This is a genomic window from Streptomyces sp. NPDC002574, assembly GCF_042889545.1.
GTDB lineage: Bacteria > Actinomycetota > Actinomycetes > Streptomycetales > Streptomycetaceae > Actinacidiphila.
Genome location: NZ_JBIARB010000002.1, coordinates 174,980 through 198,652 on the forward strand (window position 1 = coordinate 174,980; position 23,673 = coordinate 198,652).

The 23,673-nt window shown below is 71.8% G+C and carries 16 protein-coding genes and 1 pseudogene; 13 read left to right on the forward strand and 4 right to left on the reverse strand.

Translation table 11 applies throughout. The annotated features are described in order from the left end of the window. Window positions 1-128: 128 nt before the first annotated feature. From ACFYXS_RS04680 to ACFYXS_RS04695, 4 genes and pseudogenes are all read left to right on the forward strand, one after another. Window positions 129-2,099 (forward strand): discoidin domain-containing protein, encoded by a 1,971-nt coding sequence (locus ACFYXS_RS04680; RefSeq protein WP_389243843.1) that lies wholly within the window; start codon window positions 129-131, stop codon window positions 2,097-2,099. A gap of 105 nt (window positions 2,100-2,204) precedes the next feature. After that, window positions 2,205-2,381, forward strand: coding sequence for a hypothetical protein (locus ACFYXS_RS04685; RefSeq protein ID WP_389244726.1), 177 nt, complete (start codon window positions 2,205-2,207; stop codon window positions 2,379-2,381). A 25-nt stretch (window positions 2,382-2,406) separates the two neighbouring features. Continuing rightward, window positions 2,407-3,402, forward strand: a pseudogene (locus ACFYXS_RS04690) (sigma-70 family RNA polymerase sigma factor); the annotation flags it as partial. Window positions 3,403-3,459: 57 nt separating this feature from the next. After that, window positions 3,460-4,017, forward strand: a complete 558-nt coding sequence (locus ACFYXS_RS04695) for a dihydrofolate reductase family protein (protein ID WP_389243845.1) — start codon at window positions 3,460-3,462, stop codon at window positions 4,015-4,017. Window positions 4,018-4,089: 72 nt separating this feature from the next. Here the strand turns inward: ACFYXS_RS04695 and ACFYXS_RS04700 are convergent, their stop codons facing one another. Beyond that, window positions 4,090-6,744, reverse strand: coding sequence for an alpha-L-rhamnosidase C-terminal domain-containing protein (locus tag ACFYXS_RS04700; protein ID WP_389243848.1), 2,655 nt, complete (start codon window positions 6,742-6,744; stop codon window positions 4,090-4,092). Window positions 6,745-7,345: 601 nt separating this feature from the next. Here ACFYXS_RS04700 and ACFYXS_RS04705 point away from each other — a divergent pair. The 3 genes from ACFYXS_RS04705 to ACFYXS_RS04715 all read left to right on the forward strand — a co-directional run bounded on the left by ACFYXS_RS04705 (window position 7,346) and on the right by ACFYXS_RS04715 (window position 10,804). Continuing rightward, window positions 7,346-8,341, forward strand: a complete 996-nt coding sequence (locus ACFYXS_RS04705) for a GlxA family transcriptional regulator (RefSeq protein WP_389243850.1) — start codon at window positions 7,346-7,348, stop codon at window positions 8,339-8,341. 384 nt (window positions 8,342-8,725) lie between these two features. Beyond that, a complete protein-coding gene (locus tag ACFYXS_RS04710) occupies window positions 8,726-10,213 on the forward strand; it encodes an MFS transporter (protein ID WP_389243852.1) in 1,488 nt (495 codons plus the stop codon). A 72-nt stretch (window positions 10,214-10,285) separates the two neighbouring features. Then, window positions 10,286-10,804: an NUDIX domain-containing protein gene (locus tag ACFYXS_RS04715; RefSeq protein ID WP_389243854.1), complete on the forward strand. Its 519-nt coding sequence runs from the start codon at window positions 10,286-10,288 to the stop codon at window positions 10,802-10,804. Between the two features lie 80 nt (window positions 10,805-10,884). Here the strand turns inward: ACFYXS_RS04715 and ACFYXS_RS04720 are convergent, their stop codons facing one another. Next, entirely contained in the window at window positions 10,885-13,839 is a 2,955-nt protein-coding gene (locus ACFYXS_RS04720; protein WP_389244686.1) for a multifunctional oxoglutarate decarboxylase/oxoglutarate dehydrogenase thiamine pyrophosphate-binding subunit/dihydrolipoyllysine-residue succinyltransferase subunit, read from the reverse strand. Window positions 13,840-14,225: 386 nt separating this feature from the next. On the opposite strand from ACFYXS_RS04720, the gene ACFYXS_RS04725 reads away from it, so the two are divergent. The 5 genes from ACFYXS_RS04725 (at window position 14,226) to ACFYXS_RS04745 (ending at window position 19,025) form a co-directional block, all read left to right on the forward strand. Then, complete coding sequence (locus ACFYXS_RS04725) at window positions 14,226-15,233, forward strand: TDT family transporter (RefSeq protein WP_389243856.1); 1,008 nt, start codon at window positions 14,226-14,228, stop codon at window positions 15,231-15,233. A 109-nt stretch (window positions 15,234-15,342) separates the two neighbouring features. After that, entirely contained in the window at window positions 15,343-16,548 is a 1,206-nt protein-coding gene (locus tag ACFYXS_RS04730) for an NAD(P)/FAD-dependent oxidoreductase (protein ID WP_389243858.1), read from the forward strand. Continuing rightward, entirely contained in the window at window positions 16,545-17,465 is a 921-nt protein-coding gene (locus ACFYXS_RS04735) for an RNA polymerase sigma-70 factor (protein WP_389243860.1), read from the forward strand. Before ACFYXS_RS04730 ends, ACFYXS_RS04735 begins: the two co-directional genes overlap by 4 nt. Window positions 17,466-17,472: 7 nt before the next feature. Continuing rightward, window positions 17,473-18,468: an NAD(P)H-dependent flavin oxidoreductase gene (locus ACFYXS_RS04740; protein ID WP_389243862.1), complete on the forward strand. Its 996-nt coding sequence runs from the start codon at window positions 17,473-17,475 to the stop codon at window positions 18,466-18,468. A gap of 104 nt (window positions 18,469-18,572) precedes the next feature. Next, window positions 18,573-19,025, forward strand: coding sequence for a MarR family winged helix-turn-helix transcriptional regulator (locus ACFYXS_RS04745; RefSeq protein WP_389243864.1), 453 nt, complete (start codon window positions 18,573-18,575; stop codon window positions 19,023-19,025). A gap of 57 nt (window positions 19,026-19,082) precedes the next feature. On the opposite strand, the gene ACFYXS_RS04750 is transcribed toward ACFYXS_RS04745, so the two are convergent. Next, complete coding sequence (locus ACFYXS_RS04750) at window positions 19,083-19,703, reverse strand: hypothetical protein (RefSeq protein WP_389243866.1); 621 nt, start codon at window positions 19,701-19,703, stop codon at window positions 19,083-19,085. A 383-nt stretch (window positions 19,704-20,086) separates the two neighbouring features. On the opposite strand from ACFYXS_RS04750, the gene ACFYXS_RS04755 reads away from it, so the two are divergent. Further along, window positions 20,087-22,516, forward strand: coding sequence for a SpoIIE family protein phosphatase (locus ACFYXS_RS04755; RefSeq protein WP_389243868.1), 2,430 nt, complete (start codon window positions 20,087-20,089; stop codon window positions 22,514-22,516). A gap of 125 nt (window positions 22,517-22,641) precedes the next feature. Here ACFYXS_RS04755 and ACFYXS_RS04760 read toward each other — a convergent pair whose 3' ends face one another. After that, window positions 22,642-23,625, reverse strand: a complete 984-nt coding sequence (locus ACFYXS_RS04760) for an MFS transporter (RefSeq protein ID WP_389243870.1) — start codon at window positions 23,623-23,625, stop codon at window positions 22,642-22,644. Window positions 23,626-23,673 lie beyond the last annotated feature (48 nt).

Sequence of the window (23,673 nt, forward strand, 5' to 3'; positions counted from 1 at the left end):
CGTTCGGTGCATGATGTATTGCGGATGCGTCATCCCGTCGTTACGCTCCCCGGCGCCAGGCCCAGTCGCCGCGCATCTCCGATGAGCCGCGGAACGGCGGGAGTCGACAGCCGACCGGAGGAGTCCAGATGGGTGTCACACGCAGGGTCTTCCTGCAGGCCGCGATCGCGGCCGGCGCCGCGGGCGGGATCGGGACCGCGCAGACGGCGCTGGCGTCGCCGGCCGGTGCGGCCGGAAGTCCGCCCGGCGACGTGGTCGGCAAGATCACCGTGGGCTACCAGGGCTGGTTCGCCTGCCCCGGCGACAACGCCCCGATCAACGGCTGGTGGCACTGGAGCCAGAACTGGGGCCAGCCGCCGTCCCCGACCAACACCGGCATCAGCTGCTGGCCGGACATGCGCGAGTACGCCCACGGCTACCGGACGGCGTACGCGAACCTGGGCGACGGCCGGCCGGCCACGCTGTTCTCCTCGTACGACCAGCAGACCGTGGACCTGCACTTCTCCTGGATGCAGCAGAACGCCATCGACACCGCCGCCCTGCAGCGCTTCAATCCCAACGGCGGGGAGGGCGCCACCCGCGACCAGATGGCCGTCAAGGTGCGCGCCTCGGCCGAGTCGCACGGCGTGAAGTTCTACATCATGTACGACGTCTCCAACTGGACGAACATGCAGTCCGAGATCAAGACGGACTGGACGGCCAAGATGTCGGCGCACACCTCCTCACCCGCCTACGCGCGCCAGAACGGCAAGCCGGTGGTCTGCATCTGGGGCTTCGGATTCAACGACGACAACCACCCGTTCTCGGTCGGCGCCTGCCTCGACGTGATCAACTGGTTCAAGGCGCAGGGCTGTTACGTCATCGGCGGGGTGCCGCGCGAGTGGCGGACCGGCGGCGCGGGCACCAAGACCGGGTACACGGACGTCTACCACGCCTTCCACATGATCTCGCCATGGATGGTGGGCGCCATCGGCAACGCCCAGGAGTCCGACAACGCCTACACCACCTACACCGTCGGCGACGAGGCGGACTGCGTCGCGCACGGCATCGACTACCAGCCGTGCGTACTGCCCGGCGACGTCTCCGGACGGCAGCGGGCGCACGGCGACTTCATGTGGCGGCAGTTCTACAACATGTGCCGGGCCGGCGTGCAGGGCATCTACATCTCGATGTTCGACGAGTACAACGAGGGCAACCAGATCGCGAAGACCGCCGAGACCCGGGCCTCGGTGCCCGCCGACTCCGGGTTCCTCGCCCTCGACGAGGACGGCACCTTCTGCTCCTCGGACTACTACCTGCGGCTGACCGGCGACGGCGGCCGGATGCTCAAGGGCCAGATCGCCCTGACCCCGGTCCGTCCCACCCCGCCGGTGGCCGGCGGCGACACCACCCCGCCGTCCGCCCCGGGATCACTGCGGGTCACCGGCCACAGCGACACCACCGTCGCACTGGCCTGGAACGCCGCCGGCGACGACACCGGCGTCACCGGCTACCGGATCATGCGGGTCAGCGGCTCCACGAGCACCCAGGTCGGGACCGCCACCGGGACGTCCTTCACCGTCACGGGGCTGAGCCCGTCCACCGCTTACCTCTTCGACGTCGTGGCCGGCGACGCGGCCGGCAACCTCTCCCAGCCCTCGAACCAGGTCTCCGTCACCACCGACCCGGGCTCGGGCACCACCGATCTGGCACTGCACAAGCCCACCTCGGAGAGCAGCCACACCCAGGTCTACGGGTCGGGCAACGCGACCGACGGTGACCTCAACAGCTACTGGGAGAGCGTGAACAACGCCTTCCCGCAGTGGCTCCAGGTGGACCTCCAGGCCGCGACCGCCATCCGCCGGCTCGTCCTGCACGTGCCCCCCTCCACGGCCTGGGGCACCCGCACCCAGACCCTGTCGGTGCTGGGCAGCACCGACGGCGGCACCTTCACCACCCTGCTGCCCTCCACCAACTGCACCTTCGACCCGGCGACGGGCAACGCCGCGACACTCACCCTGTCCGCCCCGGTCACCACCCGCTACGTGCGGCTGAACTTCACCGCCAACACCGGATGGCCGGCCGGCCAGTGCTCGGCGGTCCAGATCTTCAGCGCCTGACCGCCAGGCCGGCCCGGGGACGGTCGTCGTCCCCGGGCGGGCCTGGCTGACGCTCCCTCAGAGAGTGGGCTCCGCGATCCTGGTGAACTGGTTCTGCACTTCCAGGTGCAGACCCGGGACGGCACGCAGTGGACGACCCGGGCTCAGGTGGCCGGCAACTCCGAGCGCCAGCGCTGGATCCCGTTCGACGCGGCGGTCACCACCTCCCAGGTCCGGCTGGTGGTCAGCGCCACGCAGACGCAGAACGGCGACTACAGCCGGGTCGCGGAACGCACCCCGTAACGCCGGTACGCCCCGCCGTCCTGTCCCGTCGCGGTCGGCCGTTCCGCGGCGGGACGAGGGGGCAGCACCCCATGATGGGCGCGTGGACTTCGAGCCGTACCGGGGTGAGCTGGTGGCGTACTGCTACCGGATGCTGGGCTCCTTCCACGAGGCCGAGGACCTGGTGCAGGAGACGATGCTGCGGGCCTGGCAGGCCCGCGACCGGTACGACAGCACACGCGCGTCCGTGCGGACCTGGCTGTACCGGATCGCGACGAACGTGTGCCTGACCGCGCTCGAGCGGCGTGCGCGGCGGCCGTTGCCGTCCGGACTGGGCGCCCCGAGCGACGACCCGGGGGCGCCGCTCACGCCGGCGCCCGACATCCCCTGGCTGCAGCCGTTTCCCGACGCGCGGTTCGACACGGGTGTGCGGGCCGACATGCGGCTGGCGCTGGTGGCGGCCATGCAGGTCCTGCCGCCGCGTCAGCGCGCCGTGCTCGTGCTGCGGGAGGTCCTGGAGTTCAGCGCAGCCGAGGTCGCCGCGCAGTTGGGAACGACCGTCGCGGCCGTCAACAGCGCGTTGCAGCGGGCCCGCGCCGCCCTGGTGGACGTGGGCGAGATGGGTGAGGTCGCCGAGCCGGACGATCCCGGGGTGCGCGCGGTGATCCAGCGCTATGTGCGGGCGTTCGAGGCGGCCGACGTCCCCGCCCTCGTGCGGCTGCTGACGGACGACGCGGTCCTGGAGATGCCGCCGGTCCCGCTCTGGTACCGGGGCAGCCGCGACTACGGCCTGTTCATGCGCCGCGTGTTCGACCTGCGCGGAACGGACTGGCGCACGAGGTGCCTCACGGCCAACGGCCAGCCCGCGTTCGCCGCGTACGCGCCGCGGCCCGGTGGCGGTCATCACCTGCACACCCTCCAGGTCCTGGCGGTCACCGGCGGCCGGGTCGCGCACAACGTCGTCTTCGCCGATCCGCGGGTGGGGGAGGCGTTCGGCCTGCCCCAGCGGATTTCCTCCGAAGAGTCGCGCCCGGGGCGATGAGTCCGGCCGGTGCCGCCGGTACGTACCGGTGAGCATCGACCGGAAGGATCAACCGCTGTGAGCGTCATCGTCATCGAGTTCATCACCCTGGACGGGATCGTCTCGGACCCGGACGGATCCGGGGGCACGCCGAGCGGAGGCTGGGCGTTCCGCCACGGTCCCGAGACGGTCGCCGGGGACAAGTTCCGGCTCGGCAGCACGCTGGACGACGGGGTCCTGCTGCTGGGCCGAAGCACCTGGCAGCTGTTCGCGCGGCTCTGGCCGCGACGCGACGACCCGTTCTCCGTACGGATGAACGCCGTCCCGAAACTGGTCGCCTCCCGCACGCTGACCGACACCTCGGCGTGGGCGAACTCGCGGGTCGTCCCCGGCGCACTGATCGACGCCGTCACGCAGGAGGGCCGCGACGTGGTCGTCGCCGGCAGCCTGAGCGTGGTGCACACGCTGATGGCCGAGGGCCTGGTCGACGAGTACCGGCTGCTGACCTTCCCCACCGTCCTCGGCGCCGGCGAGCGGCTCTTCCCCGCCGACGGCCCGCCCGCCCACCTGGAGTGCCTGTCGGCCGAACGGGCCGGCGCCGCCGTCCTCACGCGGTACGGGAGGGCGCCACGTTGACAGCCCCCGGCCCCCGGCTCCCGGCCCCGCCCCGGCTCCCGCGACGGGGGCCGGGGCGGGGCCGGTGCCCGGTCATCCCACCGGGCGTACCCGGACCGTGTGCCTGCCGGGCGCGATGTCCGTCAGGTGCACATGGCCGTCGGCGAGCCGGACGTTGCGGTCCTTGGCCCTGGTGCCGTCCCAGACCAGGCGGTGGTCGACGCGGACGCTGACCGCCCGGCCGTCGGTGGGCACCGCGATGGTGCCGCGCGTCCCCCGCGGGCTGTCGGAGTGGAGCGTGAAGTGCCCTGGTCCGGTGTGCTGCCAGTCGGCGTCGAGCGGGCCGTGCGGGGTGGGCACCCGGCCGCGCGTCCAGGCGACGGAGCCCGGGTGGGGCCGCAGCGCCCAGGTCGCGAAGCCCGGGGAGGTCGGCCGCAGGCCCAGCAGCTGGTTGGTCAGGGCGGGCAGCACGCCGGTGGACCAGCCGTGCGCCATGCTCGTGTAACCGTCCTCGTACAGCGAGCCGTCGGGACCGATGCCCTCCCAGTTCGTGATGCCGGGGTCGTGGGTGTGCATCCACCCGTAGGTGCGCCTGATCTGGTCGATGGCGGAGTCCGCCCGGCCGGTCTCGAAGCGCGCCACGAGTTCGGGATAGGAGGTGAAGGCGTAGACCCGCTGGGAGGCCCCGGCGAAGATCGTGTCGTTGTCCATGAACGCGTTGCCGTAGGGCAGTCGGGTCGTGCCGTCGAGGTGGGTGAGGGCGGAGGCCGCCCGGTCGGGGCCGGCCACGCCGGAGGTGACGGCGATGGCGTTGCCGTCCTGCGCGTGGCGGACCGGGCCGGTGGCGGAGTCGAGATAGGCACCGGCGTCCGCGTCCCACAGGTGGGCGTTGACGGCGTCGGCGACGGTACGGGCCCGCGCGGACCAGCGTGCGGCGTCCGCGTCGTGCCCGAGCAGCCGCGCGATCGACGCCGCGTCGTCGAGGGCCTGCACGTAGTTGACGTTGTAGTAGGTGATCCGCCCGGAGCGCGGCAGGAAGGCGTAGTCCCCGTATCCCGAGGTGTTGTTGAGGCCCTTGCTGAGCAGGCCGTCGGCGTCGGTGACGGACGGGTACCAGGTGTCGAGGACCTTCACCAGATGCGGGTAGTAGCCGGCGGCGTAGTGCAGGTCGCCGGTGTAGAGGACGTAGTCCCAACTGCAGGTGACCCACCACAGCGGATAGTCGAAAAGGGGCAGTGTGTAGTTGTTGATGGAGGCGGGCGGTATCCAGCCGTCGGCGCGCTGGTGGTCGGCGAGGTCGGCCAGTACGTTGCGGGCGGCCTCGGGCGTGTCGTCGTGGGTGAGGTACATGGTGCGCGCGGAGACGGCGAGGTCGCCGATGTACGGGTCCCGGTCGCGCTTGGCCCCGTCGTGCAGGACGAGCTTGCCGCGCAGCGAGGGCGTGTCGGCGCCGCGCGGGTCCACGTCACCGGGGCGGAAGGTGTCGGTGACCAGCTCATTGGTGTACGCGGCCGCGTACCAGTAGCGGTTGAGCTCGTCGTCGGAGCTGAGGAACCAGCCGCTGTAGGTGTCGGGGGTGCCCAAGTAGGCGCTGAAGTCCAGCCAGACCGAGTCGACGGCGACCTGCCCCCAGGGCAGCGCCACCGGGGCGTCCGCGGCGAGCGCGTCGAGACTGATCCTCAGATAGCGGAAGCCGTGCAGTCCGTCCGCGTAGACCTTGCCGTCCTTCTGGTAGCCGCCGGTGTCCGTCCAGTGGGCGCCCGAGGCCGGCACGGCGAACTGGTCGGTGCCGTGACCGGGGGCCCCCGACTGGTCGGACCGGGTGAAGTCGCTGCGATCGCTCAGGAATTGGAGCGTCTCGGAGAAGGCGAGCCGCACGCCGGGGTTGTTCGCGGAGGCCCAGGCGAAGCGGACGTGCGGGTAGCCGACCACGACCTTGCCGAAGTCCACGACGACGCTGGGGATCTGCTCCACCGGCACGACGGCGGGCCACACCTCGTTGACCCGGGTGAAGGTCCCCTTGGGGGTCTCCTGGTCCGCGGTGACCGTGATCCGGACGCCGCTGGTGGACGCCGCGGTCTCGAACCGCACCGGGATCTGCACGGCTGAGTTGCCGGTGACGGTCGCGGCCGTGTGCCACGCACTGCCGTCCCAGGTCTCGACGGTGAAGGCACTGGGCACGCCGTCGGGGTTGGACAGCACGGTGATGCCCGACAGGGTCACCGGCGAGGGCGTGGTGATCGTCAGGACGTCCGGGTACGCGGCGATCGTGTCGTCGTTCCAGAAGGTGTCGGGGTTGCCGTCGACGGCGTTGGACGCGTCGTAGGTGCGCGGATTGCCGTCGTTGCCGTTGTTCGGGCCGTGGGCCGAGGAGGCGGTCGCCGTCGTGCCGTCGGGCCAGCGCGGGGGTGCGGTGGGTTCCGGACGCTTGAACACGGTGGGATTGCCGTGGGGACGGAGCAGTGCCTCCGGCTCGGTGACGTCACCCGTGGTGCGCAGCACGCGGACCGGTCGCACGGTGCGGTCGGCGGGAGCCTGGACGTACTGGTGCCAACTGTGCGGGGCCGCCGGACCGCTGTGGGCGGCGCCCGCACCGCCGGTGCCCGCGTCGCGCGCGGCGGCGGGAGCGGCGGAGGCGACCGTGAGGCCGGTGGCGGCGAGCGCGGCCCCGCCGATGCCCGCCTGAAGGACGGTGCGGCGCTGCGGACCGGACGGCTGAGGGGTGTCTCGTCTGGGGTTGCTCTGCATGTGCGGCTCTCCTTGTAACGATTCAATCCCTGATTGCGGGATGAGGCTACAAGGGAGCCCGCGAAGCCGTCCAGAGGTGCGACACGGTCGGCGATATGCCCGACTCGGCCTTTTCTTATGGGATTTGGGAAGCCGGCGTCCCGCGTCGCGGGGCTGCCTCCGGGTGCGTGTGGGGCCTCCCGCGAACAGCGAACGTTTCAATCACCCCGACAGCCGCCGGGACGGGAGGCAAGGAGCCGGCGTGGGCACCGGCCGGACGTACGGGCCCCGACGGCGCCGGCGATACGGCAGCCCGTGGAGCGGCCGTCGTGGGATCGGTGCTGTTCACGGGCGTACACTTGCCGTGGGAAATCCGAGAACGGCGGTCCGGCACCGGCCGTGATCCGCTTCCTGATCTGCCCCGGAGCACTCGCCGACCGGTTCCGGGAGTGGTGAGGCCAGCGGCACTGCACCCTCTGCCGGCGCGGCCGGCACCCGACAGGGGGGATGGCCCGCTCAGCCGGAATCGGCAGCTTGTGGGCGAGTCCCACCGCACGTTCCTCGGTGTGCACGAGCCCTGCCGGATCCGGTGTCCACGCCGCCCACGGCCCGGAGGCATCCGATGAACCACAAGCGCCCCGGAACGGGCCCGCTCACCGTGACAGTGTTCGCCTTCCCGGGAGTGCGCCTGCTCGATGTGACCGGTCCCATCGAGGTGTTCTCGACTGCCAACGAATTCGGCGGGCGCTACCAGGTGCGGATCGTCTCCGAGGACGGGGCCGAGGTGATGACCTCCACCGGGACCCGGCTCAGCGCCGACCTGTCCGTGGCGGACGTCCGTGAGCCCAGCGACGTCCTGGTGATCCCGGGCGGCCCGGAGTGGGAGACCCTGATCAAGGACGACGACTTCCTGAACGCCGTCCGGCAGCTGAACGAGACGAGCCGCTTGACGGCGTCGGTGTGCACGGGGGCGTTCCTCCTGGCCGCGACCGGTCTCCTGGACGGCCGTCGGGCCGCGACGCACTGGCGGTACTCGCAGCAACTCGCATTGCGTTTCCCGTCCGTGCAGGTCGCACCCGACGCCATCTTCGTCCGGGACGGGCAGTTGATGACATCGGCGGGCGTCACGGCGGGTATCGACCTGGCCCTGGCCGTCGTCGAGGAGCACTACGGCGCGGATGTCGCCCGGGCGGTCGCCAAGGACATGGTCGTCTTCATGCAGCGACCGGGCGGCCAGTCCCAGTTCAGCGCCCGGTGCCAGGCTCCCCACACCCAACAGGACACGCTCCGCCGGGTCCTGGACGCCGTCGCCCAGGATCCCGGGGGCAACCACACGCTGACCGCCATGGCCCGGAGGGCGGGCGTCAGCGTCCGCCACGTGACCCGGCTCTTCTACGAGGAGGTGGGAACCACCCCGGCCCGGTACGTGGAGCAGGTCAGGCTGGAGGCCGCCCAGGGGCTGCTGGAGCGCGGTGACGACTCCATGGCGGTCGTGGCGCGCCGCACGGGGTTCGGCTCGCCCGAGTCGCTCCGCAGAGCGTTCGCGCGTCACCTGGGTGTGACACCCGGCGCGTACCGGGCCCGCTTCCGGACGACCGGCGAGGACACGAAGGACTGACGTCACGGCCGGTCCACGCCGCGGCACCCGCGGCGTGGACCGGCCGTGCTGCGTACGGACGACACCTCGTAAGGGCGCGGGCCGGCATCAGCCCGGCCCGCTCCCGCATGCCCGCATGCCCGCGTGACGGCACATCACGGCATCTCACGCGGCGGACCCCCGGACACCCGACCCCGGACCCCCGTTCGCTCCCCGTGCGCATCCCCCTGCCGGAGGGCCGAATGTGCGCCACCGCTGTCCGTATCTGCGGCCAGCACGCGCGGCCCCCGGGGAGTTGAACGCAGAGAAGAACACCCATGGACCGGGACCGGCCTGAAGCGTCGCCTCGCACAGAGGCGTCCGAGGCGCGCCGCGGTGGCCCGACCGAGCAGAAGGCGATCAACGATGGCTCCGATCAGTCCGACCCCCGCACCCGATCCGCGCAGATGGCGGGCGCTCGCGGTCATCTGTCTGGTGCAGGTGATGCTGCTGCTCGACGTGACCGTGGTGAATGTCGCGCTGCCGCCCATCCAGCGGGATCTCGGCTTCACGACCACCGGCCTGGCATGGGTCGTCAACGGCTACACCGTCACCTACGGCGGACTGCTGATGCTGGGTGGCCGGCTGGGCGACCTGCTCGGCCGACGGCGCCTCTTCCTCGTCGGCCTGGCGGTCTTCGCGCTCTCGTCGGCGAGCGCCGGGGTGGCCCAGCAGGCCGGTGTCCTGGTCGCCAGCCGGTTCGCGCAGGGCATCGGCGCGGCACTCGTGAGCCCGGCGGCCCTGTCCCTGGTGACGCTGATGTTCACCCAGCGCCAGGAACGGGCGCGGGCGATGGCCATCTGGAGCGGCCTGGCGGGAGTCGGCGTCGCGCTGGGTGTCGTGCTGTCAGGGATCCTGACCGACATCGCCTCGTGGCGGTGGATCTTCTTCATCAACCTTCCCGTGGCGGCCTTCGCGTTCCTCGCCACCCCCAAACTGGTCTCCGAGAGCCGTGCCGCCGCCAGGCGCGGGCGGCCCGACGTCGTGGGAGCCGCCCTGGTCACCCTCGGCCTGCTCCTGCTGGTGTTCGGGCTGTTGGAGAAGGCGGGCCACGCGTGGCTCTCGCTCCCCGTCCTCGGCTCCGTGGGGATCGGCGTGCTCCTCCTGATCGGCTTCGTACTGGTCGAGGCCCGGGTGTCCGCACCCCTGGTACCCCTGGCGTTCCTGCGTTCGCGCAACCGGAGCATCGCCAACGTGGTGCGCATCTGCTACTACGTGGGCTTCGCCACGTTCTTCTTCTCGCTGAGCCTGTACGTGCAGCACACGCTGCGCTTCTCGCCGCTGGCGACCGGATTCGCCTTCATCCCCTTCGGGTTGGTCATCCTGTTCAGCGCGACCGTGCTCGCACCACGCCTCCTCCGCCGCTACGGGCTGCGGATGCTCAACGGGGGAGGACTCGCGATCTCCACGGCCGGCTACCTTCTGCTCGCCGGTCTGAGCGTCCACGGCAGCTACGTGGCCGATGTGCTGCCGGGCCTGCTCCTCGTGCCGCTGGGAGGCGGTCTGGTCCTCGTCGGTTCCACCGTCGCGGGAGTGGACGGCGCCACGGGCGAGGACGCGGGCATCGCCACCAGCATGAACAACGCGTCCATGCAGATCGGCAGCGCCCTCGGCCTGGCCGCCCTGGTCTCCGTGGGCACCAGCCATGCCACCGTGCTGCGGCACGCGGGTATGGACGCGATGACCGCCACCGTGCGCGGTTACGCCCTCAGTTTCGCCATCGCCGCGTGCCTGACGGCCTTCGGCGCGGTGCTGGGCTTCCTCGGGATCCACCGCACGGTGGCCGAGGTCCCGGCGGTGCCGCCGAAGCCCTGCAGCGCGTGGCCTGATCCGTCCGCGACGGTGAGAGCGTGAGCCCCCGGCCGGGGATGCCGGGGGCTCACGGACCTGTCCCCGCCGGCTCCCTCTGACGGTTGGAAGGGAATCATGAACAACATCGCTGAGAACGGCGCCGGTTTCACGGCGCCCGCCCACGGTCAGGATTGGCGCGTCGCCTACTGCCCGCCCCCTGAACCACCGCCGGGCACGCCGTACGGCGCGGAGGTGGTGTGCGTCGTCGGTGACCGGATCCTCCTCGTCAGCGAGGACGGACAGCGCTGGCGCCTGCCCTCCAGCCGCCCCGAGCCGCGCGAGCGGTGCCGGGACACGATGCGCCGGGAGGTCCGTGAGGAAGCCTGTGCCGCGGTGGTGGAGCGCAGGCTCCTCGGGTTCAGCCGGGGTGTCTGCGTACGCGGCCCGCAGGAGGGGCTGGTGCTGATCCGGGCGATGTGGCGGGCGGAGGTGCGACTGGCTCCGTGGGACCCGCACCGCGGGACGGTCCATCGCCGGCTCCTGTCCGTGGGAGAGGCGTTCCGGACCCTGACCATCCCCGAGGGCCTCGGTCCCTTCTACCGCAAGCTGTTCGCGCAGGCCGTCGTCTCGCGCACCGCCGTCCACCACCTCTGACCCATCGGGCGCCCGTACGGGCGGATCCCCCTCGCACCGTGTCCGAGGGGGATCCGCCCGTACGGGTGTCAACCGGTCGGTCAGCGGAAGGCCGACTCCACCAGGTCCTTCTGCTCGCCCGCATGGCGCCGGGCGGAGCCCACGGCGGGGGCCGGAGCCTGCGGCCGGCTGACGCATCCGATCCCGCGGTGCAGGTGCGGGGCCACGAAGGACCATGCGCCCTGGTTCTCCGGCTCCTCCTGCACCCACCGCACCTCGGCATCGACCGGGAAGCGGGCCAGTTCCGCGCCGAGCTCCTCGTCCGGGAACGGGTAGAGGCGCTCCAGGCGGACGATCGCGGTGTCCGTCAGGCCCGCGTTCCGCCGGTGGGCGTCCAGGTCGTAGAAGACCTTCCCGGAACACACCAGCACGCGCTTGATCCCGGCGGTGTCCGTCGTGCCGTCCGGTATGACGGGACGGAACGCGCCCGTGGTGAACTCCGACAGACCGGAGGTGGCTGCCTTCAGCCGCAGCATCGACTTGGGAGTGAAGACGACCAGGGGCCTCTTGTGCCCGTCGAACGCCTGCTGCCTGAGCAGATGGAAGTAGTTGCCGGGCAGCGAGGGCATGGCGACGGTCATGTTCTCCCGCGCGCACAGTTGCAGGAACCGCTCGATCCTCGCGGACGAGTGGTCCGGCCCCTGCCCCTCCAGGCCGTGCGGCAGCAGCAGCGTCACTCCGGCGCGCTGCCCCCACTTCTGCTCGGACGACGAGATGTACTCGTCCATGACGGTCTGGGCGCCGTTGGCGAAGTCGCCGAACTGGGCCTCCCACAGCACCAGGGCCTCGGGCCGGGTCACCGAGTAGCCGTACTCGAAGGCCAGCGCGGCCAGTTCGGAGAGCATCGAGTCGTAGGGCGTGAAGGCCGCCGCCCGCGCGTCCAGGGAGCTCAGCGGTGTGTGCTCCGCGCCGGTGCGCCGGTCGGTGAGCACCGCGTGGCGCTGGCCGAAGGTGCCGCGGCGGGAGTCCTGCCCGGACAGCCGCACCGGAACCCCGTCGAGCAACAGGGAGCCCAGCGCCAGGGTTTCGGCCGTGGCCCAGTCGATCGTTCCCGCGTCCAGCATCGCGGTGCGCCTCTGGAGCTGCGGCAGGACGCGCGGGTGCACGGTGAAGCCCTGCGGCACGCCGGTCTGGGACGCGATGACCCGCCGGGCGGTCTCCTCCGCGATGGCGGTCGCGGCCCGCGGGGCGGCTCCGTCCGCGGGGTCATCGACGGCCACCGGGCCGACGGGCTGCGGCGTGCCGGGCGCGGACGGCGCGTGGGTCTCGACGAAGGCCTCTTCCAGGTGTGCCTGGTAGTCCCGCAGCGCGCCCTCCACCTGCCGTTCCCCGATGTCCCCGCGGCGGACCAGCGCCTCGGCGTACAGCTTGCGCACCGAGGGCCTGGCGTCGATGCGGTCGTACATCGTCGGCAGTGTGATGAACGGGTCGTCGACCTCGCTGTGCCCGTTGCGCCGGTAGCAGACCAGGTCGATGACGACGTCCTTGTGGAACTCCTGGCGGTAGTCGAAGGCCAGGCGCGCGGCCCTGACGACGGCCTCGGGGTCGTCCCCGTTGACGTGCAGGACCGGGGCCTCGACCGTCCTGGCGACATCGGTGGCGTAGGTGCTCGAACGGCCGCTGGCGGGCGCCGTCGTGAAGCCGACTTGGTTGTTGATGACCATGTGCACGGTGCCGCCGGTGCGGTATCCCGGCAGCTGGGACATGTTCAGCGTCTCGGAGACCACGCCCTGACCGGCGAACGCGGCGTCGCCGTGGACGACGACGGGCAGGACGGAGTGGGCTTCGCCACCGCCCGCGGCCAGGTCCTGCTTGGCGCGCACGACTCCCTGCGCGACCGGCCCCACGATCTCCAGGTGCGAGGGGTTCGCCACGACGGAGACGGCGATCGCGCTGCCGTCCAGCGCACGGTAGGTCCCCTCCGCGCCGAGGTGGTACTTCACGTCTCCGGAGCCCTGCACGGAGCGGATGTCCACGGCGTCCTCGAACTCGTGGAAGATCTCCGCGTAGGACTTGCCGACGATGTTGGCCAGTACGTTGAGCCGGCCCCGGTGCGCCATCCCGATGACGGCTTCCCCCACACCGGCCCTGATGGACCGGAACAGCAGGGCGTCCAGGAGCACGATCGCCGATTCGCCGCCTTCCAGCGAATACCGCTTCTGGCCCACGTACTTGGTCTGCAGGAACGTCTCGAAGGCCTCGGCCGCGCCCAACCGGTAGAGGATCTGCAGCTGTTCGGCACGGTCCGGCCGGGGCTGCGGGGATTCGACCCGCTGCTGGATCCACCGGCGTTCCTCGAAGGCCCTGATGTGCATGTACTCGGCACCGACGGTCCGGCAGTACGCGTCCCGCAGCGCGTCCACCACCTGCCGAAGGGTCATCGAGTCCCGCCCGGCGAAGCCGTCGACGACGAACTCCCTGTCCAGGTCCTCGTCGCCGAGTCCGAACGCCGTGATGTCGAGCTCCGAGTGGGCGACCGCGGGCTCCGCCGCGAGCGGGTCGGTGTCGGCCACCAGGTGTCCGCGCACCCGGTACGCGTCGATCAACGCCGCGACCCGGACCGCCTTGAGCGCCGCGTCGCCCGCGCCGTCCTGGGCGGGGGTCGTTCCGTGGCGCGCCTGCCGGCCGATCGCGGAGGCCGGGACGGCGAAGAAGTCCCGCCAGGTCTGGTCGACCGAGCCCGGGTCCTCCAGGTACCGCTTGTACTGCTCGTCCACGAGCCATTCGTTGAGGCCGAATTCCAGCCTGCGGAGCACGGGCTCCCCGGCGTGTGACTGCGACACCATTGGGTCGCCTTCTTTCCTCACTCGGAGCGATCGATGGGTGGACGCGGCCGGTCTCCTTGGCCGTACCGCATGGCGTCCAAGGACCTCGGTTCCACATCTCGTCGTTGAGGCGAACCCATCCGCCGTGTCGCGCCATCGACGGTACGGCGGTCCGGGCGCCGGGAGAGAGAGCCGGACCTGCCACAACGGCGGCACATCCGGACATCGCATCGGCGGCGGTACGCCGCCGACCGGCGGCGTTTCGACCGGCACCACCCGTCGTGTCCGGAAGTGAGGCTGTCGTGGCACACGGTGTTATGCGCCCTGCACGGGAAGCCGTCATAGCCTCCTTGCGCCAGCGAGCCAACGGGCCGACGGACTCGGCCGCGACTCGCGAGCTCTTGTGCGTGGGCCCACGCCGCCGGCCGACCACCGACGGTGTCCCCACGACGAGGAAAGAGGCGTTCTACGCCGTGCCGCCCCACCCGAGCAGTGCCCGATCCCTCCCGACCACGGACGACGCGGGCCCGAGACGTCCCGTCCACGCCCGCCCCCGGCCGCGCCGGGCCGAGCGGACGAGACGTCCGCTGCTCGGTCCCAGCTGGTTCGCGGCCGTCATGGGCACCGGGATCGTCGCCAACGCGGCGGTCACCCTGCCGCGGAGCTTCCCCGGACTGCGGGACGCCGCGATGGTGGTCTGGATCGGGGCCGCGCTGCTGCTCGCCCTGCTCACCGCCGAATACGTCCGGCAGCGGGCGCTGCGGCTGCACGCCGCCGATCCGACGCTGTCCCAGTTCTTCGGTGCGCCGCCCATGGCACTGCTGATCGTGGGCGCCGGAACGCTGCTGCTCGGCGAGCCGGTCATCGGGGCGCGGGCGGCGCTGGACGTGGACTGGGTGCTGTGGTCGCTCGGCACCGTACTCGGCCTCGTCACGGCCTGCACGGTGCCCTACCTGATGGTCACCCGGCACCGCTACGCACCGGACGCCGCGTTCGGCGGCTGGCTGATGCCGGTGGTGCCGCCGATGGTGTCGGCCGCGACCGGGGCGCTGCTCGTCCCGCACGCCCCGGCGGGCCAGCCCCGGCTGGCCCTGCTGCTGGCCTGCTACGCGATGTTCGGGCTCGCCCTGGTGGCGATCCTGCTGGTACTGGCCATGATGTACAGCCGTCTGGTGCACCACGAGGCCCCCACGGGCGCGGTGGTGCCCACGGTGTGGATCGGCGTGGGAGCGCTGGGACAGGGCGTGACCGCGCTGGGTGCACTGGCCACGGCCGCACCGAGCACACTGCTCGCCCCCTACGCGCGGGGCGCGGCCGTCTTCGCGCTCTTCGGCGGCCTCGGGGTGTGGGGCTTCGCCATGCTGTGGCTGGTGCTCGCCGCCGCGCTGACCGCACGGGAGATCCGGTCGGGACTGCCCTTCGCGCCGACCTGGTGGTCGTTCATCTTCCCCCTCGGCGCCTGCGTCACCGGCACCGGCGCCCTCGCCGTCCGCACCGGCTCCCAGCTGTTCATCTGGACCGCCGTCGGCTTCTACGTCCTGCTCGTCGCCGCTTGGGCCGTGGTCGCCTGGCGCTCCCTGCACCACGCCGCGGGGCACGCGGCCAGGCCGGGAGGCCGGCAGTAGCCCGGCCGCCAAGGGTGCTGTGTCGCGCGTCACATCGACCGCATGTCACGGACCGGGCGCCTGCCTCCATCCGGTGGTCGTCAACAGCGGCTCGGAGGAAGGCGAAGCGATGAACGCACAGCGGGAAGCCCGCAGGGCGGGCGCACACCGCGTCCTGATCCTGGGCGCGGGCTACGCGGGCACGGCCGCGGCCGTCCAGCTCGCGGCCCGGGTCGGCCGGGATGACGACGTTCGCGTCAGCCTCGTGAACGCGCAGGAGCGCTTCACCGAGCGCATGCGACTGCACATGACGGCGACCGGGCGGCGGGTCGCCGAACTGAGCGTCCCGGAGCTGCTGGCCGGCACCGGCGTGCGGTTCGTGCGCGGCTGGGTGACGGCGGTGGACGCGGACGCGAGGACGGTACGGATCGACGACGACCGGGTCCTGCCCTACGACACGCTCGTCTACGGACTGGGCGGCGTCGCCGACACGGCCGCAGTGCCCGGAGCCGCCGACCACGCCTGGACCCTCAACAGCCCGGGGGACGCCGAGGCCCTGGCGGACCGGCTGTCGCGCCTGGCCCACGGGACGGTGGTGGTGGCCGGCACCGGTCTGACCGGCGTCGAGTCGGCCGCGGAGATCGCCGAGCGGCACCCCGGCCTGAACGTCGTCCTGCTCGGCCGGGGCGAGCCCGGTGCGGCCATGGGCCCGAAGGCCAGGGCGTATCTGCGGAGGGCGCTCGACCGGCTGGGCGTCAGCGTGCGCGGCGGAGCCGAACTGGCCAAGGTGCTGCCCGGCGCGGTCGGGCTCACGGGCGGGGAGAGCATCGCCGCCGATGTGGTCGTGTGGGCCGGCGGCACGCGTGTGTCACCGCTGGCGGCCGCCGCCGGGCTGACCGTCGACGAGCGCGGCCGCATCGTCACCGACACCGCGCTGCGTTCGGTGTCGCACCCGGACGTGTACGCGGTGGGCGACGCGGCCGCGGTCCGCCAGGGCTACGGCGTCCTGCACGGCACCTGCCAGAGCGGCATGCCGACCGGGGTGCACGCCGCGGTGTCGATCGCCCGCTCGTTGCGGGGCAAGCAGCCGAGGCCGTTCCGCTTCGGCCACTACCACACACCGGTGAGCCTGGGACGGCGCGACGCGGTCGTGCAGTTCACCCGCCCCGACGACAGCCCGCGACGCATTCACCTGACAGGTCGTGCGGCGGCCCGGTACAAGGAGATGGTGACCGCCTCGCCCTGGCCGACCTACGGCCGTATGAAGAAGATGCCCGCCTCGGGAGCGTTCTGGCCCCGCGGCGGCCGCTTCACCCGGAACCCGGAGGCACGGTGACGCACGTGTCCGGCGACATCGACCAGCAGGTGTTCCACCGGCACCGCAACCTGCTGTTCTCGGTGGCCTACCGCTTCCTCGGCACCGCGGCAGACGCCGAGGACGCGGTCCAGGACGCCTGGATCAAGTGGTCGGCCGCCGACCGCTCGCAGGTCGCCGACCCCAAGGCGTACCTGACCCGGATCGTCTCGAACCTGGCGCTGGAACGGCTGCGCTCCACCCGCCGCAAGCGCGAGACCTACGTCGGGCCGTGGCTTCCGGAGCCCATCCTCACCAGCCGCGACACCGCCGAGACCGTCACGGACGCCGAGTCGGTGTCCATGGCGATGCTGGTGGTCCTGGAGACGCTGAGCCCGCTGGAGCGCGCGGTGTTCGTGCTGAAGGAGGTCTTCGGCTTCAGCCACGCCGAGATCGCGGAGGCGGTGGAGCGTTCCGAGGCGGCGGTCCGGCAGGCCGCACACCGCGCCCGGGAGCATGTGCGGGCCCGGCGGCCCCGCTTCACCGCCGACCGGGCGCGGCAGCGCGAGGTCACCGAGCGGTTCTTCGCCGCGACGACCGGTGGTGACGTCAACGCCCTGATGGAGCTGCTGTCCCCGGACGTCACCCTGTGGACCGACGGAGGCGGCAAGGTCCGGCAGGCACTGCGCCCGGTCGTGGGCGCGCGGACCGTGGCCGCATGGTTCGCGGCCATGGGCACCGTCAGCTACCAGGGCATCGAGCCCGCGGACATGAACGCCGAACTGGTCGAGATCAACGGCGGACCGGGCATGCTGTTCAGCGGCCCGGACCGCGTGATCGCCACCGTCACCCTCGACTTCGACGCGGACGGCCGCATCACGGCCGTGCACAACGTGGCCAACCCCGACAAGCTCCACGCGGTCACCGACGGCACCGCGCACGACGTCGGCAGGCGGTGATCCGGCCATGGCGTTGTCGACGGAGCTGACGCGGCTGATGGGTGTGCGGCACCCGATCGTGCTGGCACCGATGGGCGGTTCGGCCGGCGGCGCGCTGGCCGCGGCCGTCTCGCGAGCGGGCGGGCTCGGGATGGTGGGTGGTGCGTCAGGGGACCGGGCATGGCTGGAGCGGGAGTTGGCGATCGTCGCGGAGGGCACCGACCAGCCGTGGGGTGTCGGCTTTTTGACCTGGGCGGTCGATGCCGGCGCGGTGGAGCGGGCCCTCGAGTTCCGTCCTGCGGCGGTGATGCTGTCCTTCGGTGACCCGGGCCCGTTCGTCGACCGGATCCGCCGGTCGGACGCGGTTCTGATCGTCCAGGTCACCGATCTGGACGAGGCACGGCGGGCCGTGGAGGTGGGAGCCGACGTCATCGTGGCGCAGGGAACCGAGAGCGGTGGCCACGGCGCCCGGCACGGGCGCTCGACCCTCCCGTTCGTGCCGCTCGTGGTCGATCTCGCGGCGCCGGCACCGGTCCTGGCGGCCGGTGGGATCGCCGACGGCCGCGGCGTCGCCGCGGCCCTGGCCCTGGGCGCCGCCGGAGCCCTCATCGGCACCCGCTTCCAGGCCACGACCGAGGCACTGGCCGCCCCCTCCGTCGGCAGGGCCCTCGTCGAAGGACGCGGACAGGACACCGAACGCAACAGCGTGCTGGACATCGCCCGCGGCGCGAGCTGGCCCACCGGCAAGTACACCGCCCGTACGCTCGGCCATCCCTACCTCGACCGGTGGCGCGGCCGGGAGGCCGAACTGGCCGACGACCGCCGGGCCCGTCAGGACTACCAGGACGACGTGGCCCGAGGGGCGATCCCCCCGCTGCCGGTCTGGGCGGGCGAGGCCGTCGACCTCGTCACCGATCTGCCGTCCGCGTCCGACCTCGTCACCGCGCTCGCCGCCCAGGCCGAGGACGCGCTGACCTGGGCCGGACGACTCCGGCCGGACCCTCGTCCCGGCGCGCGGGACTGACGCTCGCACCGCGGCCGTCCCCGCGGGGCGCCGGGTCCCGAAGCGGACGCCGGCCCGCGGCACGGTCCGGTTCCGCCGGTTCACGGGCACGGTACTCTGCCCCGGTGACATCGGATGCCCCCCTGAACCCGGACGAGGAACGCTTCTGGCGTGCCCTGATGCACGTCATGGTGGCGCTGCCGAAGGCGCTGGACGAAGACCTGCTGAAGGTGACCGGGCTGACGATGTCCGAGTACGCGGTGCTGGTCCACCTGTCCGAGGCCGCGGGGCGCGAGATGCGCATGACCGATCTGGCGGCCGCCACCGCCCTGTCCGTGAGCCGGATCTCACGCGTGGCCGATGCCATGCAGACACGCGGGTGGGTGGTGAAGCAGCGCGACGCCAACGACGCCCGCGGGAGCGTGGCGAGGCTGACAGCCGAAGGCCGAAGGCGCCTGCAGTCCGCGTATCCCACCAACCTGGCGAGCGCCCGCAGGCGCGTCATCGATCACCTCGACGCTGCCACGGTCGCCGGTTTCGCCGGACAGCTGGAAACCATCGCCGCCCGACTCGACTGAACCCGTGCTCCGACGGTGGCAACACGTCCTCGTACCGCGGTGGGGCCGCTCCGGGACCTAATGCGTCGCCGAGTCGAGGGCGCGATAGAACGCCTGATGAGCAAGGCGCTGGAATTCGTCACCGCCACTCAGCGCACGGATGACCTCGGCGCAGTAATGGTGGTGTTCCCGCGGCGCCGTGCGGCCGCCCGAGGAAGTCGCGAGCAGCTCTCGGGGTACCGGGAGGCTCAGGACCCGGAGCACGCGCGAGAAGTTCTCCGCGAGGTCGATCCCGCCCCCTATCTCTTCGAGAATTTCTCCGAGCGGGTTCGCGGGGCCTTCTCCGCGCGCATTGCGCAGCATCCGGCAGCATCGGTCGAGGGCGTCGAGATCCGCCTGTCCGATGGTGACGGGATGGAGGCGGGGCAGGGGCGGATCTGCGGGTTCGTCGGGAGCGCCGTGATCGGCCGGCCCGGAATCTCCCTCCCAGATCAACCGGCGGAGCCGTACCGGGAACGCCCGCAGAACAGTCCCGTAACTGGAGTACGCGGTGTCGACGACGTCGGCCTGGCCCTCGGGGATCTCCCCTCGGTACCAAAAATGCAGGGAATGCAGCAGAGGCTCTTCGACGGTACGGAATGCGGAAGCGAAGACGAGGTCTTCCGGTACCAGGGTGTGTGGCGGAATCTCCGGCTCCATTCGCACAGCGGGCCCTAGAGGTCGGTGGTGGGATTGTACCGTCGTACAGGAGATCGGGCCCTGGATTCCGCCGGGTTGGTGGGCGGGACGGGCCCTGCGCACACGTCGTGCGGTGCGTGGTCCAACCTAGCAACGTGTGCGTACGCAAGCAAGTAGTGTGGTGTGCTGCGCGACACCGGACACACCGTGTGTCCCGCGCGTGCTCCCCGCCGGTGTTCCCCGGACAGGGCGCCCGCGAGAGGGCAGCCGGGCGGGACGCAAGCGGTCTGCTTAGGCTGAAAGGACACCTACCCGTCGGTGGTCCCCGCCGCAGGCCCATCGACGCCAGCCGACCTGCAGTGGACGCCGGCCTGCGGGGCGTCACTCGCGTGACGGGACCGAGTATGGGCACTTCTTCTGCGAGCCGTCCCCCGCCCGGCGACGAGAGGATCGCCGGCTTTGTGCTCGATCGGCACGGCGTCGTCTCCGCGTGGAGCGCCGCGGCCGAGGATCTCTTCGGCTGGAGCCCGTCCGAGGTCGTCGGTCGCGCGGCGGCCGAGCTGTGGCCCGAGGTTTTCGCGCGGCCGTCCCGAGGTGTCGCAGGCCCGGCGGATCCGGCCGTTCCCGGCCACCGCGCCTCGCTCGCCCGTCGGGAGGGCCCACCCGCCGATGTCGTCCTGCACACGTCGACACTGCGGGAGCCGGGAGGGCGGGGGGAGGGCTGCGTGGTCATCGCCGTCCCCGTGGCCCCCTGCTCGGACACGGAGGGGCTGGCGATCCTGGAGGCGCTGTTCACGCAGGCGCCGATCGGCATCGCGGTCTACGACCGGGACCTGCGCGTCGTACGGGTCAACACCGCTCTGGAGTACATCCACGGTTTTCCCGAGGAACGGGCCCTCGGGAAATCCATCAGCGATCTGCTGCCGGGGGTCGACACCACGGCGATCGAGTGCCGCCTCAGGAAGGTGCTGGAGACCGGCCATCCGATCGTCAACGCCGTCCATCGCGGCCGCACCCCCGCGGATCCCGAGAGGGAACACGTGTGGAACGTGTCGTCCGTGGTCCTGACCGGGCCGGACGGCGGCGTCCTCGGAGTCACCGACCTGATCATCGACATCACGGACCAGTTCCAGACGCGTGAGCGACTGTCGCTCATCGGTGAGGCCGCGGTCCGCATCGGGACGACGCTCGACGTGCGGTGCACGTCGGAGGAGCTCGTGGAGATGCTGGTGCCGCGATTCGCCGACGTCGCGGTGGTGGACCTGCTGGACAGCGTCATGGCCGGCACGGAGCCGGAACCGAAGCCGACCGGCACCGGTCCGGTCGTGGTGCGCCTCGTGGCCCGCAAGGCAGCGAAGCCGAAGATCTTCGAGGGGCTCGCGGAGCTCGGGCAGTTGCGCAACTATCCTTCCGATTCGCCTCATGTGCAGAGCCTCGCCGACGGGCGGCCGAGGCTCATTCCCCACCTCGACGAGGATGCCGCATGGCTGCGGCAGTACACCGACGAGCGGGTCCGCGCCATGCACGAGCACGGGATCGGCTCCTTGATCCTCGTACCGGTACGTGCCAGGGGCGTGACCCTGGGCTTCGTGCACCTGTACCGGAGTCGCACGAAGCCCTTCGAGGCGGACGACCTCGTTCTCGCCCAGGACGTCGTCGCGCGCGCGGCGGTCTGCGTGGACAACGCCCGTCGTTACACCAATGAGCACACGGCCGCCCTCACCCTCCACGCGAGCATGCTGCCCCGCAGCGTCGCGGAGCAGAGTGCGGTCGAGGTGGCCCACCACTACCGGCCGTCCCGTGTGCACGAGGGAGTCGGCGGTGACTGGTTCGACGTGATCCCCCTCTCGGGTGCACGGGTGGCCCTGGTCGTGGGTGCGGTGCCGGGGGAGGGGTTCCAGGCGGCCGCATGCATGGGGCACCTCTCCTCCGCGATCCGTACTCTGGCTCAACTCGACCTACCGCCCGACGAGTTGCTCGGCCAGATCGACGAGATGGTGCCGCGTCTCCTGGAGCGCGAACACGCCTCGGGAGCCGCACCCGTGGTGGAGGCGCTGAAGGGTTCCACTTGTCTGTACGCGGTGTACGACCCCATCACGCGGCGCTGTGTGATGGCGAGCGCCGGTCATCCCCCTCCCGCCGTCGTCGGAGAGGCGGGGGAGGTGGACTTCCCCGATCTGCCGGTCAACAACCCGCTCGGTCTGGGGGACCCGGTGTTCGAGCCGCTGGACGTCGAGCTGGGCGAAGGCAGCACCCTGGTGTTCTGCAGCCAGGACCTCCTGCGGTGCCCCGAAAGGGCCGGCGCGCCGGCCTCACGGCTCGGCGCGGTCATCTCCGGCCGGAGCCGTCCGCTCGACGACATGTGCGGCGTGATCGCCGACCTCATCGCACCCCACCTCACCCAGGACAACGGTCTTGCCGTGCTCCTGGCCCGGACGTGCACCCTGGACCCCGAGAAGGTGGCGACGTGGACCGTGCCCCCTGTCCCGGGGGCGGTGGGCAGCATGCGCTCACTCGCGCGGCGGCAACTCGACCAGTGGGGTCTGGAGCACCTGGCCTTCGACATGGAACTCATCGTCAGCGAGCTGATCACCAACGCGATTCGGCACGGTCATGATCCGATACGGCTCCGGCTGGTGCTGGACCGGACGCTGATCTGCGAGGTCAGTGACGCGTCGAGCACCTTCCCGCACATCCGCAGGGCGGCCACCACCGACGAGGGAGGGCGTGGGCTCTTCCTGGTGGCCCAGTGCTCCCACCGCTGGGGAACCCGGTACCTGCCCGTGGGCAAGACCATCTGGGCCGAGCAAGTGCTGGATCCGGTGGCGTCCTGACAGGGGGTGACCCCGGGCATGCCGCTGTGCGGCCCCGGGGTCGTGGGGCCGCGCAAGATGGCACACGGGCGGTGCCGGAGCGCCGGGGTCACCGGGACGGCATCTCCCGCGCGGGGGGAGACGGGTCAGAGGCCGCGGTCACCGGCCGCCTCTGCCGCGGTCCCGGCTGCGGCCATGCTCGTGGCACTGATGACGGACGGGGCCCGCCGCAGGTTCAGGACGGCCAGTGCGGTCAGGTCGATGCCGACGGCGACGGCCCAGACAGCGGCCCTGATGCCGTCGACGATCCCGCTCGGATCGCCCTCCGCGTGCGATCCGCCGAACGCACCGGCGAGGGCGATCAGGAGGGCGAGGCCGACGGCGCCGCCGATCTGCCGGCCGGTGGCGGCGATGCCGCTGCCGATGCCCTGGTCCTCGGCCGGAACGCCGGTCGACGCGGCGGCGAACATCGTGACGAAGACCATCCCTTGTCCCAGCGACAGCACGGCCAGCGGGACGGCGAGCGCGGCGTACGGCCGGTCGACGCTGATCATCGATGCGAGCGCGATCGCGCCGGCGGTGCTGATCGCGAGAGCGGCGAGCAGCGTCTTGCGCGTCCCGACCCTGGTGGCGGCCCTGCCGCCGGCGAAGGTGCCGACGAGGGCCAGGGCGGAAGGTACGACGAAGGCGAAGCCGGTGGCCAGAGCGCTGTACCCCTGGACCGACTGCCACAGCAGGGTGAGGAAGAAGGCCAGCGCACCGAAGGTGGCCATGAGCAGGAAGGCGATGGCCGTGCCGGTCGACAGGTCCCGGTTGCGGAACAGCCCCAGGGGCACGAGGGGCGAGGCGGACCTGGACTCGACGACCACGAACAGCGCGAACAGGACGACCGCGAGCACCAGGGACCACAGCGCGACCAGCGAGGCCCAGCCCCGGTCCGGCCCCTGGACGAGGCCGATGACCAGCAGGGAGGAGGACGCGGTGCCGAGCACCGCGCCGGGCAGGTCGAAGCCGCCGCGGACGCCTCGTGCGGTCCCGGGCAGCAGGACGACCGCCGCGACGAGACCGGCGCCGGCCATCAGTACGTTGACGTAGAACACGGCGGACCAGTCGAAGGCGTCCGTCAGCACTACCTGCTCGTTCCCCAAGTGCCTGGAGCCCCGCGGGACTCGACGTGA

What these genes read in the sequence shown, in the direction of transcription:
- ACFYXS_RS04680 (WP_389243843.1), top strand. Translation starts at nt 129, where the DNA reads ATGGGTGTCACACGCAGGGTCTTCCTGCAGGCCGCGATCGCGGCCGGC.
- ACFYXS_RS04700 (WP_389243848.1), bottom strand. Translation starts at nt 6,744, where the DNA reads ATGCAGAGCAACCCCAGACGAGACACCCCTCAGCCGTCCGGTCCGCAG.
- ACFYXS_RS04705 (WP_389243850.1), top strand. Translation starts at nt 7,346, where the DNA reads ATGAACCACAAGCGCCCCGGAACGGGCCCGCTCACCGTGACAGTGTTC.
- ACFYXS_RS04710 (WP_389243852.1), top strand. Translation starts at nt 8,726, where the DNA reads ATGGCTCCGATCAGTCCGACCCCCGCACCCGATCCGCGCAGATGGCGG.
- ACFYXS_RS04715 (WP_389243854.1), top strand. Translation starts at nt 10,286, where the DNA reads ATGAACAACATCGCTGAGAACGGCGCCGGTTTCACGGCGCCCGCCCAC.
- ACFYXS_RS04720 (WP_389244686.1), bottom strand. Translation starts at nt 13,839, where the DNA reads ATGCGATGTCCGGATGTGCCGCCGTTGTGGCAGGTCCGGCTCTCTCTC.
- ACFYXS_RS04725 (WP_389243856.1), top strand. Translation starts at nt 14,226, where the DNA reads ATGGGCACCGGGATCGTCGCCAACGCGGCGGTCACCCTGCCGCGGAGC.
- ACFYXS_RS04730 (WP_389243858.1), top strand. Translation starts at nt 15,343, where the DNA reads ATGAACGCACAGCGGGAAGCCCGCAGGGCGGGCGCACACCGCGTCCTG.
- ACFYXS_RS04740 (WP_389243862.1), top strand. Translation starts at nt 17,473, where the DNA reads ATGGCGTTGTCGACGGAGCTGACGCGGCTGATGGGTGTGCGGCACCCG.
- ACFYXS_RS04750 (WP_389243866.1), bottom strand. Translation starts at nt 19,703, where the DNA reads ATGGAGCCGGAGATTCCGCCACACACCCTGGTACCGGAAGACCTCGTC.
- ACFYXS_RS04755 (WP_389243868.1), top strand. Translation starts at nt 20,087, where the DNA reads ATGGGCACTTCTTCTGCGAGCCGTCCCCCGCCCGGCGACGAGAGGATC.